At 68.4% G+C, this 11,786-nt stretch carries 28 protein-coding genes and 1 pseudogene; 28 read left to right on the top strand and 1 reads right to left on the bottom strand.

The genetic code is table 11. The annotated features are described in order from the left end of the window. Nucleotides 1–53: 53 nt before the first annotated feature. Nucleotides 54–491, bottom strand: a complete 438-nt coding sequence (locus tag VSH64_RS25095; RefSeq protein ID WP_326565123.1) for a helix-turn-helix domain-containing protein — start codon at nucleotides 489–491, stop codon at nucleotides 54–56. Nucleotides 492–700: 209 nt separating this feature from the next. Here VSH64_RS25095 and VSH64_RS25090 point away from each other — a divergent pair, with 209 nt between their 5' ends. The 28 genes and pseudogenes from VSH64_RS25090 to VSH64_RS24955 all read left to right on the top strand — a co-directional run bounded on the left by VSH64_RS25090 (nucleotide 701) and on the right by VSH64_RS24955 (nucleotide 11,770). Next, entirely contained in the window at nucleotides 701–1,033 is a 333-nt protein-coding gene (locus VSH64_RS25090; protein ID WP_326565122.1) for a helix-turn-helix domain-containing protein, read from the top strand. Further along, complete coding sequence (locus VSH64_RS25085; RefSeq protein ID WP_326565121.1) at nucleotides 1,030–1,296, top strand: hypothetical protein; 267 nt, start codon at nucleotides 1,030–1,032, stop codon at nucleotides 1,294–1,296. Before VSH64_RS25090 ends, VSH64_RS25085 begins: the two co-directional genes overlap by 4 nt. Nucleotides 1,297–1,333: 37 nt before the next feature. Then, the gene (locus VSH64_RS25080) at nucleotides 1,334–1,468 is read left to right on the top strand and encodes a hypothetical protein (protein ID WP_326565120.1); all 135 of its coding nucleotides are present in this window, start codon (nucleotides 1,334–1,336) and stop codon (nucleotides 1,466–1,468) included. Between the two features lie 52 nt (nucleotides 1,469–1,520). Further along, nucleotides 1,521–2,246 carry a hypothetical protein gene (locus VSH64_RS25075; RefSeq protein WP_326565119.1) on the top strand — a complete coding sequence of 242 codons (726 nt, stop codon included), beginning with the start codon at nucleotides 1,521–1,523 and terminating at the stop codon, nucleotides 2,244–2,246. A 73-nt stretch (nucleotides 2,247–2,319) separates the two neighbouring features. After that, a complete protein-coding gene (locus tag VSH64_RS25070; protein WP_326565118.1) occupies nucleotides 2,320–2,694 on the top strand; it encodes a hypothetical protein in 375 nt (124 codons plus the stop codon). Then, nucleotides 2,691–3,053 (top strand): hypothetical protein, encoded by a 363-nt coding sequence (locus VSH64_RS25065; protein ID WP_326565117.1) that lies wholly within the window; start codon nucleotides 2,691–2,693, stop codon nucleotides 3,051–3,053. The genes VSH64_RS25070 and VSH64_RS25065 overlap by 4 nt, the downstream gene beginning before the upstream one ends. Continuing rightward, a complete protein-coding gene (locus VSH64_RS25060) occupies nucleotides 3,053–3,277 on the top strand; it encodes a hypothetical protein (RefSeq protein ID WP_326565116.1) in 225 nt (74 codons plus the stop codon). The genes VSH64_RS25065 and VSH64_RS25060 overlap by 1 nt, the downstream gene beginning before the upstream one ends. Then, complete coding sequence (locus VSH64_RS25055) at nucleotides 3,274–3,624, top strand: hypothetical protein (RefSeq protein ID WP_326565115.1); 351 nt, start codon at nucleotides 3,274–3,276, stop codon at nucleotides 3,622–3,624. The genes VSH64_RS25060 and VSH64_RS25055 overlap by 4 nt, the downstream gene beginning before the upstream one ends. Continuing rightward, nucleotides 3,624–4,022, top strand: coding sequence for a hypothetical protein (locus tag VSH64_RS25050; RefSeq protein ID WP_326565114.1), 399 nt, complete (start codon nucleotides 3,624–3,626; stop codon nucleotides 4,020–4,022). The genes VSH64_RS25055 and VSH64_RS25050 overlap by 1 nt, the downstream gene beginning before the upstream one ends. Continuing rightward, entirely contained in the window at nucleotides 4,019–4,189 is a 171-nt protein-coding gene (locus tag VSH64_RS25045) for a hypothetical protein (RefSeq protein ID WP_326565113.1), read from the top strand. The genes VSH64_RS25050 and VSH64_RS25045 overlap by 4 nt, the downstream gene beginning before the upstream one ends. Continuing rightward, complete coding sequence (locus tag VSH64_RS25040; RefSeq protein ID WP_326565112.1) at nucleotides 4,186–4,443, top strand: hypothetical protein; 258 nt, start codon at nucleotides 4,186–4,188, stop codon at nucleotides 4,441–4,443. Before VSH64_RS25045 ends, VSH64_RS25040 begins: the two co-directional genes overlap by 4 nt. Further along, nucleotides 4,440–4,670: a hypothetical protein gene (locus VSH64_RS25035; RefSeq protein ID WP_326565111.1), complete on the top strand. Its 231-nt coding sequence runs from the start codon at nucleotides 4,440–4,442 to the stop codon at nucleotides 4,668–4,670. The genes VSH64_RS25040 and VSH64_RS25035 overlap by 4 nt, the downstream gene beginning before the upstream one ends. Then, nucleotides 4,667–5,185, top strand: coding sequence for a hypothetical protein (locus VSH64_RS25030; protein WP_326565110.1), 519 nt, complete (start codon nucleotides 4,667–4,669; stop codon nucleotides 5,183–5,185). The genes VSH64_RS25035 and VSH64_RS25030 overlap by 4 nt, the downstream gene beginning before the upstream one ends. Then, nucleotides 5,185–5,775: a hypothetical protein gene (locus tag VSH64_RS25025; protein ID WP_326565109.1), complete on the top strand. Its 591-nt coding sequence runs from the start codon at nucleotides 5,185–5,187 to the stop codon at nucleotides 5,773–5,775. The genes VSH64_RS25030 and VSH64_RS25025 overlap by 1 nt, the downstream gene beginning before the upstream one ends. Then, on the top strand, nucleotides 5,768–6,211 hold the full coding sequence (locus VSH64_RS25020) for an HNH endonuclease signature motif containing protein (protein WP_326565108.1): 444 nt from the start codon (nucleotides 5,768–5,770) through the stop codon (nucleotides 6,209–6,211). Before VSH64_RS25025 ends, VSH64_RS25020 begins: the two co-directional genes overlap by 8 nt. Next, nucleotides 6,208–6,615, top strand: a complete 408-nt coding sequence (locus VSH64_RS25015; protein WP_326565107.1) for a hypothetical protein — start codon at nucleotides 6,208–6,210, stop codon at nucleotides 6,613–6,615. The genes VSH64_RS25020 and VSH64_RS25015 overlap by 4 nt, the downstream gene beginning before the upstream one ends. Then, on the top strand, nucleotides 6,612–6,962 hold the full coding sequence (locus VSH64_RS25010) for a hypothetical protein (RefSeq protein ID WP_326565106.1): 351 nt from the start codon (nucleotides 6,612–6,614) through the stop codon (nucleotides 6,960–6,962). The genes VSH64_RS25015 and VSH64_RS25010 overlap by 4 nt, the downstream gene beginning before the upstream one ends. Continuing rightward, nucleotides 6,959–7,654 (top strand): DUF6011 domain-containing protein, encoded by a 696-nt coding sequence (locus VSH64_RS25005; protein ID WP_326565105.1) that lies wholly within the window; start codon nucleotides 6,959–6,961, stop codon nucleotides 7,652–7,654. Before VSH64_RS25010 ends, VSH64_RS25005 begins: the two co-directional genes overlap by 4 nt. Nucleotides 7,655–7,878: 224 nt before the next feature. Next, a pseudogene (locus VSH64_RS25000) lies at nucleotides 7,879–8,076 on the top strand (response regulator transcription factor); the annotation flags it as partial. Between the two features lie 22 nt (nucleotides 8,077–8,098). Then, nucleotides 8,099–8,419 carry a WhiB family transcriptional regulator gene (locus VSH64_RS24995; RefSeq protein ID WP_326565104.1) on the top strand — a complete coding sequence of 107 codons (321 nt, stop codon included), beginning with the start codon at nucleotides 8,099–8,101 and terminating at the stop codon, nucleotides 8,417–8,419. Continuing rightward, a complete protein-coding gene (locus VSH64_RS24990; protein ID WP_326565103.1) occupies nucleotides 8,416–8,970 on the top strand; it encodes a hypothetical protein in 555 nt (184 codons plus the stop codon). The genes VSH64_RS24995 and VSH64_RS24990 overlap by 4 nt, the downstream gene beginning before the upstream one ends. Further along, a complete protein-coding gene (locus VSH64_RS24985) occupies nucleotides 8,967–9,200 on the top strand; it encodes a hypothetical protein (RefSeq protein WP_326565102.1) in 234 nt (77 codons plus the stop codon). Before VSH64_RS24990 ends, VSH64_RS24985 begins: the two co-directional genes overlap by 4 nt. Beyond that, nucleotides 9,193–10,092, top strand: coding sequence for a hypothetical protein (locus tag VSH64_RS24980; protein ID WP_326565101.1), 900 nt, complete (start codon nucleotides 9,193–9,195; stop codon nucleotides 10,090–10,092). Before VSH64_RS24985 ends, VSH64_RS24980 begins: the two co-directional genes overlap by 8 nt. Beyond that, nucleotides 10,089–10,283: a hypothetical protein gene (locus VSH64_RS24975; protein ID WP_326565100.1), complete on the top strand. Its 195-nt coding sequence runs from the start codon at nucleotides 10,089–10,091 to the stop codon at nucleotides 10,281–10,283. The genes VSH64_RS24980 and VSH64_RS24975 overlap by 4 nt, the downstream gene beginning before the upstream one ends. Continuing rightward, the gene (locus VSH64_RS24970) at nucleotides 10,283–10,606 is read left to right on the top strand and encodes a hypothetical protein (protein WP_326565099.1); all 324 of its coding nucleotides are present in this window, start codon (nucleotides 10,283–10,285) and stop codon (nucleotides 10,604–10,606) included. The genes VSH64_RS24975 and VSH64_RS24970 overlap by 1 nt, the downstream gene beginning before the upstream one ends. Continuing rightward, nucleotides 10,603–10,833, top strand: a complete 231-nt coding sequence (locus VSH64_RS24965; RefSeq protein WP_326565098.1) for a hypothetical protein — start codon at nucleotides 10,603–10,605, stop codon at nucleotides 10,831–10,833. The genes VSH64_RS24970 and VSH64_RS24965 overlap by 4 nt, the downstream gene beginning before the upstream one ends. Next, a complete protein-coding gene (locus VSH64_RS24960) occupies nucleotides 10,830–11,030 on the top strand; it encodes a hypothetical protein (protein WP_326565097.1) in 201 nt (66 codons plus the stop codon). Before VSH64_RS24965 ends, VSH64_RS24960 begins: the two co-directional genes overlap by 4 nt. Continuing rightward, complete coding sequence (locus tag VSH64_RS24955) at nucleotides 11,027–11,770, top strand: hypothetical protein (protein WP_326565096.1); 744 nt, start codon at nucleotides 11,027–11,029, stop codon at nucleotides 11,768–11,770. Before VSH64_RS24960 ends, VSH64_RS24955 begins: the two co-directional genes overlap by 4 nt. Nucleotides 11,771–11,786 lie beyond the last annotated feature (16 nt).

The following is an 11,786-nucleotide window of genomic DNA, read 5'->3' as shown; positions in this document are numbered from 1 at the left end:
CTCCGTGGATCAACGTTCTGTTACCGAATTTCCCAAATTGTCACCCAGGAAGATCAACCGGCTTGCTCTCGAACATTCGTTCGACTAGCCTGGGCGCGCTTCTCCAGCGCATCGAGCAGGAACCGATCGCCAGCCTCCTGCCCGTAGACCTCCTCGACGACCATCGCCGCGGCCACCAGTTCCGCGCGGGACATCGTCTGCACCGACGGAGCGTCCGGCAGCGCCGTGCTCGCCCCTTGCTCGCGCACGGGAAGCGCGCCGCGTCCGCTCACGTACGCCTCGAATGAGCCGGCGGGGAAGTCCAGCGCGGTCTCGATCTGGCGCAGCGTGTTCGGTTCCACCTTGCTGCCGCGCTCGGCCAGGCTGATCACGCTCACGCTGAGCGCGGTCTTCGTGGCGAGGTCGTCCTGCTTCTTCATGCCGGCGGCCCGGCGTTCGCGCTTGATCAGCGCTCCGAGCTGCACGCGGGCTTGCGTCTTCTGCGTGTCCACGTGCCGAGGATGACGGCCCGGGCCGCAATCAGCCACTGTCTCGCCGCGTCGCCAGGCCTTTCTGGGCCGCTTGAGCAGGCGTTCCGTCCGCTTTTCACGCATGCCGCAAAAGTACCTGAAGTTACCTGAACTGGCAATGTTCTACCTGGGCTTAGCCAACTTGCGTGCGTGTGCTTGACGACTTACGGATTTTACGTATTCTGTGTGACATGCCGATCCTACGAAACCTCCGGGCCAAGCGCCTCGAGTTGGCCGTGAGGAGGGGGCGCCGCATCACTGCACGCGAGATCGCGGAGCAGATCGGCCTGAGCCCCAGCCACTACTACAACGTCGAGGGCGGCTCCCAGTCCGCATCCGAGATGGTCGCGACCCTGCTCGCGGACGCCCTGGGCTGCGACGTCGCCGAGCTCCTGATCGACGCGAAGAAGGTGCCGGACAAGCCGCCGCAGCAGCCCCAGCCGAAGACCACCGGGCCGCGCAAGCGCGAGCAGTCCGACACCAAGTCGCCCAACCGCGCGCACCCCGAAAGCGGTGCGGCGTGAACACCACGTACTCGATCGCCGAGGTCGTCGCGATGTTCGGCTCGGAGTCCGACTGGTGGCTCCGGGAAGGCGTCCGCCAGCGGCGGTACCCGCACCTGAAGGTCGGCCGATCGGCGCGGTTCACCGACGAGCACGTCGCCGAGATTCGCCGGCAGCTCGAGGTTCCCGTCGTCGAGCAGAAGCCGGCGCCGGACGTGGACGTGTCCGTCCTTGGCGCCACGGCGCGCTCCACCACGCGGCACCGCAACCGCCGCGCTTCCTGAGTCACTCCCCGCACCACCCCTACTCGGAGGTAATCCCATGTTCTCGCTCATCAAGCAGCTGTTCGCCCGTGACGACCGGGAAGCCGGACCGAAGGACGACCGGGAGGCGGGGCCGCTGGCCGACCGTGAAGCCGCCCGCACCGTCGAGGCCGCCGTCGGCTGCTTCCTCTGACCGTCCACTCTCGACAGAAACCAGGGGATTCCCAGTGTCTGACCTCGTTCCCGTGTCCGGTTCCCCGTTCGACCGGATCAAGCAGAACCGCCCGGACGGGTCGGAGTTCTGGTCGGCTCGCCACCTGCAAGGCCTGATGGGCTACGCCAAATGGCAGAACCTCATGACGGCGATTGCTCGGGCTCAGCAGTCGGCCAGCAACACCGGCATGGACGTTGCCCGCGAGTTTGAGCAGGTCGCACCGTTTACCGACTCCGGTAACCGGTCCGGCGGTGGCCAGTTCGCGTCTGGCACCCGCGAGGACTTCCAGCTCTCGCGCCAGGCGGCGTACCTCGTGGCGATGAACGGCGACCCGAACAAGCCGGAAGTGGCGGCAGCGCAGGCCTACTTCGCGGCGCGCACCGTGCAGGCCGAGGTGGTGGAGCGGCGCGCGTCGAAGCTGCCGGCGTGGGCTCAGGCGCTGCACGTGCTCGTCGACCAGCAGGCCGCGATCGAGGTGGAGCAGCAGCGGCAGGCCGTGCAGGTGCGGGAGATCGACGCGCGGGTTGCGTCGGTCGAGGGTGCGTACGGCGAGTTCGCGGCGCTGGCTTACGCGAAGTTGAACGACCTGCCCACAGACCGGCCGTCGCTGGCGCTGCTCGGCAAGCGCGCGTCGGCGGTGATGCGCGCGGCTGGGCAGGAGCCGCGGAAGCGGCAGGACGCCACGTTCGGACTGATCAACGTGTACCCGACGTGGGCGCTTGACGCTGCACTGGCCGAGCTCACCGAGGACGCCTGACCCAGAAAACGAAGGGGCCCGCCCCGCGCGGGAACGCGGAACGGGCCGTGATCACCGAGAAAGAGAGTTCTCAATGATCGACACGAAGTCTACCGAGGTCCGGATGGACCCGGAGATCAAGGCGAAGTGGATCGCTGCACTGCGGTCCGGTGAGTACGAGCAGGGCAAAAGGGTGCTGGTCGAGAACGACCGGTTCTGCTGCCTGGGCGTGCTGTGTGATCTGGCGGCGCAAGCGGGTGTCGTGGTGCGGTTTTCGTCGCAGCGGGGGTTCGAGTCGACGAGCGACCCGAGGGACGTGTCGGAGTTGTCCCTTCCGCGCGCAGTGGAGGCGTGGGCGAAGCTGGGGAGCTTCGACCCCAAGGTCGGCGGGTACGCGTTGTCGACCTGGAACGACTCGCGGGACGCCACGTTCTCGGAGATAGCTGATCTGATCGAGGCGCACCTGTGAGCCCCGTGGTGGAGCGCGAGCACATCGTGTTCGGCGGCCCGGCGGTTCCGGTGCCGTTGGTGCAGACGCCGGCGGGGTTCGCGGAGTGGGCGGCCGAGTCGATGGCCGCGCGAGGTGTGCCGCCGTGTGAGGAGTGCGGCGAGGTTGACCACTTCGCCGATGTGCGCCTGTACCCGCGGCCGGATGGTCGACGGCCGGAGGCGATCGACGAGCTGAAGCAGGTGTGCTCGTGCTGCGCGTTCGGGGTGTGCGGGAAGCCGGAGCGTGGCCTCCTGTGGCGGCTGCGTGGGGAGCAGGCCGAGGGCGACGACCACGACATCACGATCGAAGTGCTGATGCCCGACGGGCGGTGGGCGTGATGGCCCGTACCTCGAAGCAGTGTCTCGCGGTGTACCGCCGGTGGCTGGTGCTGAACGTCGCGCTGGCCGTGTTCCTCGTGCTGATCGTGCCGCCGCGCTGGTTCGCGTACGGCCCGCACGACGCCGCCACGGTCCTCCCGGCTGTCGGCGCGCTCGTCGGCTGGTGGATCACGTTCGTCTTCGCGTGGGTTTCCCACGACCGAATCCCGAGGAGTGCCCGATGAACATCGGCAAGAGGCTGCGCGACACGTCGAAGTGGATCGACAACGTCGTCGACGAGGAGCTGGGGCCGAAGCCGGCCCCCACGCCCGCCCCGGAGCCGGAGACCAGCGCGCCGACGGACGCGCGGAAGTCGAAGCTGCAGGGCCTCGGCGCGCGCATCGGGTTCGTCGGCATCGCGCTCGTCACCGCGGTGACCGCGCTCGCAGGGTGCGCCGACGGCGTGCTGCCGTCCGGGCCGCCGGAGCCGGCGCGCGCCCCGCGCCCGCCCGCCGAGCAGCTGAACGCGATGTTCGCGGCGTGGCGTGCCGACATCGACAGCGTGCCCTACCCCGAATGGAAGGTGGCGTGATGCCGAAGATCATGGAGAAGCTGCGGTGGCGCGTTGCGAGCCTGCTTGACCGGTCGCCGAAGTTCTGCTGGTCGAGCCTCGTCGACTGGTCGATGTTCTCCGGCGACGGCCGGACGCTGCGCGACTGCATGACCGGTCGCGAGTGCGCCGCCGACCGCGACACCGAGCCGGACGGGTCCTGCTACTGCGGGAAGTTCCGCAAGGACGAGGCGCCGAAGCGGCGGCTGACGGAGAAGCAGACGGACGTGCTCGTCGCGATCGCCGGCGCCCTCGCCCTGATCGTCGTGATCGTCGTCGTGTCGCTCGGTGCGCTCGCCGCGGTCACCCACGCGACCCCTGACCCGACCATGACCGTCTGCCGCCCGCAGTACGGCACCTGCACGGAGGCAAACCGATGACGATCCACATCCGCAGCGCGCTCGGCGGTGTCGTGCACGAGTGTCAAACCAGCCAGCCGCTGTGCGGCCGGATCCTCTACAGCGCGGTCGAGACCGACGACCCGGTCACCTGCAAGGGGTGCTTGCGGCGAATCGAGGCGCGGACGTCGCCGGAGGTGGCCAGATGACCACCCAGCACGAGGACGCCGTCCGCGAGCAGCTCGCCGCGATCGACAGGAAGTCCGTCCTGGTGAACCAGCTCGACGGCTTCTACTACGGCATCACCTACGGCCACGCCAACGACCCCACCTACGTGTCCGAAGCCGAGTTCGTCGACGCCTGCACCGACGCCGGCGCCCACACCTACCAGCAGTACGGGCAGATCTACACGCGACTCGTCGCCGCCAAGCGCGGCGCCGGACACATCGGAGGAACCCTGTGAGCCCCGCCCAACGTGACCTGGACCGGTTGCGCCACAACATCGCCGCCTTCGCCGAAGCGCTGAAGAACCGCGAGCAGAAGGCCGAGAAGATGATCGATCGCTACACGACCCAGATGAACAAGTGGGGCGCCGAGACCGAACGGGACGCGTACCGGGGCGCGCTGCACGTGCTGCACATCTGGACGGACGGCGAGTTCGGTGTCGAGAACGCGGGGGTGACCGCGTGAGCGACCTGTCGCTGCCGGCACAGCTGGTGATGGCCCGCTTCTACGAGGACGAGGTCAAGAACGCGGTCGACGAGGCCAAGCGCGAGTTCGCCATGTCGCAGCAGGGCATGCAGCAGGCCTTGGTCGAGGCACAGAAGCTGAAGACCGCGGTACAGGCGCAGCTGCTCGCTGCGATGGGTGCCGGCGACCGCGCTGGCGCGAACGTTGACGGTGAGCTGCTGGGGTCGTTCTCGTACAACAAGGGTCAGGCGTCGTTGTACGTGAAGGACGCCGACGCGTTCCGGGCGTGGGTCGAGGAGAACGCCCCGGAGAAGATCGTGCGCCAGGTCGAAGCCGACTACGCGAAGCGCGTGCTGAACGAGGCGGCGGCGTCCGGTGAGCTGCCTCCTGGTGTGGACATCCACGTCGGTGACCCGTACCTGTCGTTCCGGTCGGCGGCCGGAGGCAAGGAAGCGGCCGCCCGGTTGTGGGAGCAGCGCGGCGCCGAGCTGCTGCAGCCTGAAGGCGGTGCGTGATGGCGTTCGCCGAGGGCTACATCGACGTTGCCTCGCGGATTGTCGAGTTCCGAGAGAAGTTCCCGGAGGGCTCGCTACAGCCGGCCGACCCGCAGACGCCGTTTCGGGTGGAGAAGATCGGCGACCAGACGTTCATCGTCGTTGTCGCCGCGGCGTTCCGGAACCCGGAGGACCCGCGCCCGGGCATGGGTATGGCCTACGAGCAGTTCCCGGGCCGGACCCCGTACACGCGTGGTTCGGAGCTGCAGAACGCGGAGACGTCGGCGTGGGGTCGGGCGATCGTGGCCGCGTTGGCGGCCGACACGCGGCAGGGCATCGCCTCGCAGGAGGAGGTCCGCAACCGGCAGGCCGAGCGCGAGCAGCCGGTGTCGGCACCGTCGGAGCGCGTGGCGACGGCGAACCGGCTGCGTGGCGACATCGCCGAGCTGTGCAAGCAGAAGACCTGGGATGTCGAGTACGCGCAGGCCGTGTTCAAGCAGCGCATGCACAAGGCCACCGGTGACGCGTCGGTCGCGGAGCTTGCCGAGTTCCTGCAGCTGCTGAAGACGAGCGGCATGCCCACGCTGGAAGAGGAGACGGCCCGTGCTTGAGCGCCGTACCCCGTTGAAGCGGACCGGGTTCCTCGCCCGTGGTGCCGGTCTGGCCCGCACGGCGATGAAGCCGAAGCGTGGCCGCACGAAGGCCGAGCGCCGGTCGGTGTGGTCGGAGGACGCGGGGAAGAAGGCGCTGAAGCGCCGCTCGTCGTGCTGTGAGCGGTGCGGCTCCGGCGGCCCGCTGGAGTGGCATCACCGGAAGAACCGGTCGCGCGGCGGCGAGTGGAACCCCGCCAACGGCCTCCGGCTGTGTGCCCTCATCTGCCACCCGTTCGTCACGCAGAACCCGGAAGCCGCGCGCGCCGGCGGCTGGTCCGTCCTCGGCAGCCAGGACCCCGCCGCGGTGCCGTTCGAGCACTTCTCCTGGGGGCTCGTGCGGATCACCGACGACAGCGACACCTACCACCTCGTCCGGAAGGGACAGAGCGCATGACCTCCATCTACGCGACCGAGACTTTGGAAGTCCACCAGTGCGGGAAGTGCGGCGTCAGCTTCGCGATGCCGACCACCTTCACGGCTGAGAAGCGGGAGAACGGTGAGGCGTTCTATTGCCCCAACGGTCACGCCCGCGTGTTCAGGGAGAGCGAGGCGACTCGGCTCCGCCGCCAGCTGGATCAGGCCAAGAAGCGCCAGGAATGGGCCGAGGGCAGGGAGATGCACCAGCGAGACCAGCGTGAGGCTGCCGAGCGTTCGAACGCCGCCCTGCGCGGTGTGATCACGAAGCAGAAGAAGCGCGCCGCCGCTGGCGTGTGCCAGTGCTGCCAGCGCACCTTCCAGAACGTCGCGGACCACATGCGCACCCAGCACCCCGACTACGTCGAGGGGGTCGCGCGATGAACTCGTTCGACATGATGCATCGGATCGTGGAGCACGCGAAAGCGTGGGGCCTGGACGTGGATGGCCTCTCCCGCCTCACCTTCCACGCCCCCCGACCCCAACTGCGCCTGCGGGACTTCGAGTACGCCCTGTTCCAGGACTGGGCCCGCCACCTCGTCTACCCGCTGGTGTCGGCCACCGACACCGGACTCGTGGTGGTCGGACAGTTGATGTCCGGGCACGCGGTCACCGTCTCCGTCCGCGCCCTGCCGGCCGACCTGAAGGCCTACGGGCTGCACGGCGTCATCGCGTTGGGCCACGTCGCCGTGCTCGTCGAGCACCAGCGGGGGACCCGGGTCACGGCGTGACCACGCGCTGCCAGTCCCCGACCTGCAACCGCCCGCTGCGCGACGAGAAGTCCGTGCGCCGCGGTTTCGGCCCGGTGTGCTGGGGACGCGCCAACCCCACCGCCGCGCCGGCGCACGCCACCCCCGACCACCCGGTCGACCCCAACCAGATCCCACTACCCCTGGAGACCCACGTGACCAAGATGCTGTTCGAGATCGACGGCAAGCCGACTCCGATCGACGACTGCTCGTGGCTGTTGTATTCACCGTGCGGCTGCATGTCCGGCATCTCGACTGTTCGCGACGGCGCACTGACCGAAGACGACGCGTGGGCCGACTTCGAACCCAACGCTGAGCAGCGCAAGCGCGACAAGGCGGCTGGGCTCAGGGTCACGATTGGGCTCCGGAGCGAGGTGCGGAACCTGGCCACGGACTGCCCGCACACTCCGAAGTGGGGCGTCGAGAACACGCCCGTGCCCGACGGGCACCAGTGGGCACAAACCGTCCACACCCCGCGAGGGCGCCGCAAGCACCTCGTGCCGGACGTCGGCGTCGAGAACTACGCCGAGCGCCGCTACGACTCCGGCAACACGGCCGCGCTGTGCGGCTCGGAAGGCTGGTCGTGGGGCACCGCTTGGCACGAGCTTGACGCTCCCGAGTGCCTCGCCTGCGCCCGCAAGGCCAAGACCGTCCAGGAAGGACAGAACCAGTGACCGTGGATGCCGTGATCGTTCCCCCGCCGGCGCCGATGGTGCGCCGCTACCGGGCGGCCCTGCTGGTGCAGGACGAGGCGTGGGAACCGTTGCAGGACCTGCTGTCGCAGGCCGGGATGCTGCTGGTCGAGATCGACCGGGGTGCGACCCAGACCCCTCGTTTCAACGTGCATCCGCCGTACGCGCAGACCGGGGCGTCGACGAAGCGAGCAGCCGAGCTCGATTTGAAGCCGCGCGAGGTGCAGATGCTGCGCGGCATGGCCCGCGGGCTGACGAACGCCGAGATCGGCCGTGAGCTGTACCTGTCGGAGGACACGGTGAAGACCCACAACCGGCGGCTGTTCCGCAAGCTCGGCGCCCGCGACCGCGGGCAGGCCGTGGCCCTCGGGTTTCAACGCGGCCTGCTGTTTCTCGGCCCGTAGCCCACCTGCCCCACCTGACTAGATGAAGGAGGTGAACCTCTTGCCCAGAAAGACCCGCCAGAGCGAGGTGCCGGAACTACTCGTGCGGCTCGGGGACCCGGACGGTGATGTGTCGTGGCGGTTGGATGGCCGCTGCGCCGAGATCGGCCCGGACTTGTTCTTCCCGGAGAAGGGCGAAGACACCACGACCGCCCGGTGGGTGTGTGCGGGATGCGAGGTCCGTCTCCGCTGTCTCGAGTACGCCATCCAGACCCGGGAGGAGTTCGGGATCTGGGGCGGCACGACCGAGCGGGAGCGCGAGCAGATCCGCCGGCTTCGGAACGGACAGGAGGCCGCTGCGTGACCTGGTTCAAAGTGGACGACAAGCTGCGCGGCAACCGGAAGGTGCGCAAGCTCGGCGCCGACCGGCTGCCGGCGATGGGCTTGTGGACCCTGGCGGGGTCGTGGGCGGCCGACAACGTTTCGGACGGGTTCGTGCCTGTGGATGAAGTCCGGGTGTGGGACGCGCGGCTGCGTTTCGCGCGCCGTTTGGTCACGGTCGGCCTGTGGATAGAGGCCGAAGTGGACGGTGAACCAGGGTTCCGTTTCCACGACTGGCACGACTTCAATCCGAGTTCCGAGAAGGTGCTCGCAGACCGGAACGCCAGCAAGGAACGACAAAAGCGCTTCCGAGAACGGCGTCGTAACGGTGTGACCGACGGCGTTAGTCACAAGACCCCGACCCGACCCGACCCGTCCCTCTCCCTTCGGGAGAGAGGGACGGGGGCGAAAGGCTCTCTCCGCTCCGTCGACGCATGGTGCGGCGAGTGCGACGAACGCACCCGGCAGATCGAGCTCGACGACGGCCGCCCCAAGCGTTGCCCCGCTTGCCATCCCCAGAGGAGCGCGTCGTGAACGCCCTCGATCGCTTCGGTGAGCCGGTCGACGAGACGGAACCGCAACTGCCGTTGCACGACCCGCGCTGCGACGGCAACGGCTGGGTCGACCGCGACGCCGAACATCCCCGTCCCTGCTACGACTGCCGGCCGCATCTTCGCCCGGATCGTCTTCACCGCGCGGTGCTCGACGCCGACCAGCTCCGCGCCGAACCCCAACCCACCAAGGAGAACCCCGACGATGAGTGACCAGACCGAGCCGCGCGTATGGAACGCGGGCGACCCGATGCCGCGCGATGTGTTCAAGATCCGCGACTCGATGGGCGACGTGTGGGAGCGCAACGTCACCCTTGGCGGGGCGTTGTGGTGCACCCCGGAGACGGTCCCGATGGAGTGGGAGCGGATCGCGAAGAAGTACGGGCCTCTCTCAGAGGTTCAGACGTCCTCTCCGGTGTCTGTGCCCGCCGAACCCGGGAACGCCAGCGAGCGGCCCAGCCAGGCGGGCGAAACTGGCCTCTGGTCCATCCGCGACGGCTGGGTCGTCGGTCCGACCGGCGAGTGCACGTGTGAGGCGCCCTACGAGGTCGCGGGAATCGGCCATCACCCCTCGTGCGGCATCGAGCAGTGGATCCCGGCCGAAGACCTGCCTGGTGTCTTCGCTTCGGAGGAGAACCTGCGCCGGCGTGCCTCGTCGTGGTGGGAGGCAGCGAAGACGCTGAACAGGTGGGGAAACGCCCATCGTGCGGCCAGCCGAACCGCGGGCGCCCGCGCTGATGCTGCGGAGGCGAAGCTCGCGATCGCGGATGATCACCACAAGATGGAGTTGGCCGAGGCGAACCGGCTGCTGACCGCCTACCAACGGGACGTCGTTGCGTGGAAGCGCGAGCGTGACGAGGCCCGTGCGAAGCTCGCCGAGGCCGCTTCCGAGCCTCACTGGTGTGGGCAGGCGGAAGACCTCGCCAACCGACTCGACGAAATCCGCGAGGACCTTTCGGAGATCAACTTCGACGAGGTCACGCATTTGGTCGACGTCGGCATGGACGGCGATGAAAGCGGCGACTGCATCGACGAATGCCCCGGGTGCGCACTCGTCCGCATCCGTTCGATCGTCGAGCGCGACACCACGGAGGCCAGCCGATGAGCGGCATCGACCGGAAGTCGGTGAGCACCGAGAACCTGAAGGTCGGTGACCTCGTCACGGACGCCCCTGAGGGGTGTCGGATCACGTCGATCGAGGAGATGCCCGGCCCGCTCCTGGTGACGTGGGACGACGGGCAGTCGGAGATCTACGACCGCGACATCCAATGGGAACTTGTGAACGGAGAGATCTGATGAGCGACCAGACGCCGCGCGTGCCCGAACTGTGGTGGAGCGAAGATCACGAAGAGGTCTTCCTGTGCATCGATGGCGCCTACTACGTAGCCCAGGTCGAGGCGGAAGAAAACCCGCTTGGCGCGGGGCGGCCCTCCGACGCCGTGAAGCTCGGGGACGTCAAGGCCCTGCAAGCGCTGCTCGATCAGACCGTGCACGCGGAGATGGTCGCCAAGCAGCAGCTCGCTCTCATCGGCCGCTTGTTGACCGGCTGGGACACCGACGACGTTCCGCCGGCCACCATCCGCCGCATCCGCGCCATCGTCGAGGGAGAGAACCGATGACTGCCGACGTCGAGATCACCTGGCGCCCGCTGCGCGGCCAGACGGAGCCGGACGTCGTCACGTTGACGAAGGACTCCCTCGACGCCGCCCGGTCGAGCGCTCTTTCCCTGGCCTGCTGCGCCGGCGCGCTCCGGATCCGAGTCACCGATGAGCACGGAGCCACCCGCTTCACCTGGGACCGCAGCGACAACCTGTTCCGCACTGTCCGCGAGGGAGAGAACCGATGAGCGACGCCGACAAGATCACTCAGATCCGCGGTCTCATCCGGGGCTACCGCGCTGGCGGTTGGGACCACGCAAGCGCATGGGTTCGCTCCACCGAGGTCCTCGTCGACCGGATCGAAGTCATCGTCGCGGCGGAGGCGCCGTGCGCTCAGGCACCGCATTGCCCCATCCACCCGCTTGTCGAGGGAGGGAACCGATGAGCACCGAGGAGTACATCGGCAGCCTCGAAGCCGACAACGACAGCCTCAAGACGCAGCTCGCCACCGAGTCAGACCGCGTCTACGCCGCGCAGGTCCGGGCCGAGGAGCTGTCCGCCGCGCTCGACCAGATCCGCACGGTGCTCGCCGACTTCCATCACTGCGGTCCGATGCTCCCGACGACCATGCTCGAACGCATCGGCGCCATCGTCGACCCGCCCTCTGCCGCCCCTGTGGAGTCCAGCGAGGCGCCGAAAGGCGATCAAGCGGTCGCATTCGTCCAACAGACTCTCGGCGTCGAGCTGACGGACTGGCAGAAGGACTTCATCGCGGGAATGGTGGAGCACCAGCCGGCACAGGACAGCGAAGACGAGCCCACGACGCCGGAGACCGATCCCGTCGGCACGGTGCGCCTTCTTCGAGGACACGTGTACGTGAAGCTGCCGAAGCCCGCTTCGGAGCCGTGGCACATCGCATGGTCCGGCGGTGTCCCGCAACGCTATTCGGGCTGGCAGGACAACGAGACCATGGCGGGCTGCCCGGTCGTGGGCTACCTGCCGGTCAGCGAATGTTACGAACCGGCCGCTCGCGAGGTCGAGTGGGGCATCCGCGACGACAACGCCGGCGGCCAGATCTCCCGTGTCTCCGAGGCTTCTGCCGCGATCCTCACTGCCCCTGGTGTTCACGCTGTGTCCCGTTTCGTCACCCCCTGGGTAGACGCCACCCCAAAGGAGCCGAAGTGAGCCGGCCTTGCCTTTC

The organism is Amycolatopsis rhabdoformis (assembly GCF_035918295.1).
GTDB lineage: Bacteria > Actinomycetota > Actinomycetes > Mycobacteriales > Pseudonocardiaceae > Amycolatopsis > Amycolatopsis rhabdoformis.
Note: the sequence above shows the minus strand (reverse complement) of the source record. Positions and strands in the feature narration are given on the sequence as shown.

Bases quoted from the DNA above. Each gene is read 5' to 3' on its own strand.
- VSH64_RS25090 (WP_326565122.1), top strand. From the start codon at position 701: ATGCCGATCCTACGAAACCTCCGGGCCAAGCGCCTCGAGTTGGCCGTG.
- VSH64_RS25080 (WP_326565120.1), top strand. From the start codon at position 1,334: ATGTTCTCGCTCATCAAGCAGCTGTTCGCCCGTGACGACCGGGAAGCC.
- VSH64_RS25070 (WP_326565118.1), top strand. From the start codon at position 2,320: ATGATCGACACGAAGTCTACCGAGGTCCGGATGGACCCGGAGATCAAG.
- VSH64_RS25060 (WP_326565116.1), top strand. From the start codon at position 3,053: ATGGCCCGTACCTCGAAGCAGTGTCTCGCGGTGTACCGCCGGTGGCTG.
- VSH64_RS25055 (WP_326565115.1), top strand. From the start codon at position 3,274: ATGAACATCGGCAAGAGGCTGCGCGACACGTCGAAGTGGATCGACAAC.
- VSH64_RS25050 (WP_326565114.1), top strand. From the start codon at position 3,624: ATGCCGAAGATCATGGAGAAGCTGCGGTGGCGCGTTGCGAGCCTGCTT.
- VSH64_RS25045 (WP_326565113.1), top strand. From the start codon at position 4,019: ATGACGATCCACATCCGCAGCGCGCTCGGCGGTGTCGTGCACGAGTGT.
- VSH64_RS25040 (WP_326565112.1), top strand. From the start codon at position 4,186: ATGACCACCCAGCACGAGGACGCCGTCCGCGAGCAGCTCGCCGCGATC.
- VSH64_RS25025 (WP_326565109.1), top strand. From the start codon at position 5,185: ATGGCGTTCGCCGAGGGCTACATCGACGTTGCCTCGCGGATTGTCGAG.
- VSH64_RS25015 (WP_326565107.1), top strand. From the start codon at position 6,208: ATGACCTCCATCTACGCGACCGAGACTTTGGAAGTCCACCAGTGCGGG.
- VSH64_RS25010 (WP_326565106.1), top strand. From the start codon at position 6,612: ATGAACTCGTTCGACATGATGCATCGGATCGTGGAGCACGCGAAAGCG.
- VSH64_RS24995 (WP_326565104.1), top strand. From the start codon at position 8,099: ATGAAGGAGGTGAACCTCTTGCCCAGAAAGACCCGCCAGAGCGAGGTG.
- VSH64_RS24980 (WP_326565101.1), top strand. From the start codon at position 9,193: ATGAGTGACCAGACCGAGCCGCGCGTATGGAACGCGGGCGACCCGATG.
- VSH64_RS24975 (WP_326565100.1), top strand. From the start codon at position 10,089: ATGAGCGGCATCGACCGGAAGTCGGTGAGCACCGAGAACCTGAAGGTC.
- VSH64_RS24970 (WP_326565099.1), top strand. From the start codon at position 10,283: ATGAGCGACCAGACGCCGCGCGTGCCCGAACTGTGGTGGAGCGAAGAT.
- VSH64_RS24965 (WP_326565098.1), top strand. From the start codon at position 10,603: ATGACTGCCGACGTCGAGATCACCTGGCGCCCGCTGCGCGGCCAGACG.
- VSH64_RS24960 (WP_326565097.1), top strand. From the start codon at position 10,830: ATGAGCGACGCCGACAAGATCACTCAGATCCGCGGTCTCATCCGGGGC.
- VSH64_RS24955 (WP_326565096.1), top strand. From the start codon at position 11,027: ATGAGCACCGAGGAGTACATCGGCAGCCTCGAAGCCGACAACGACAGC.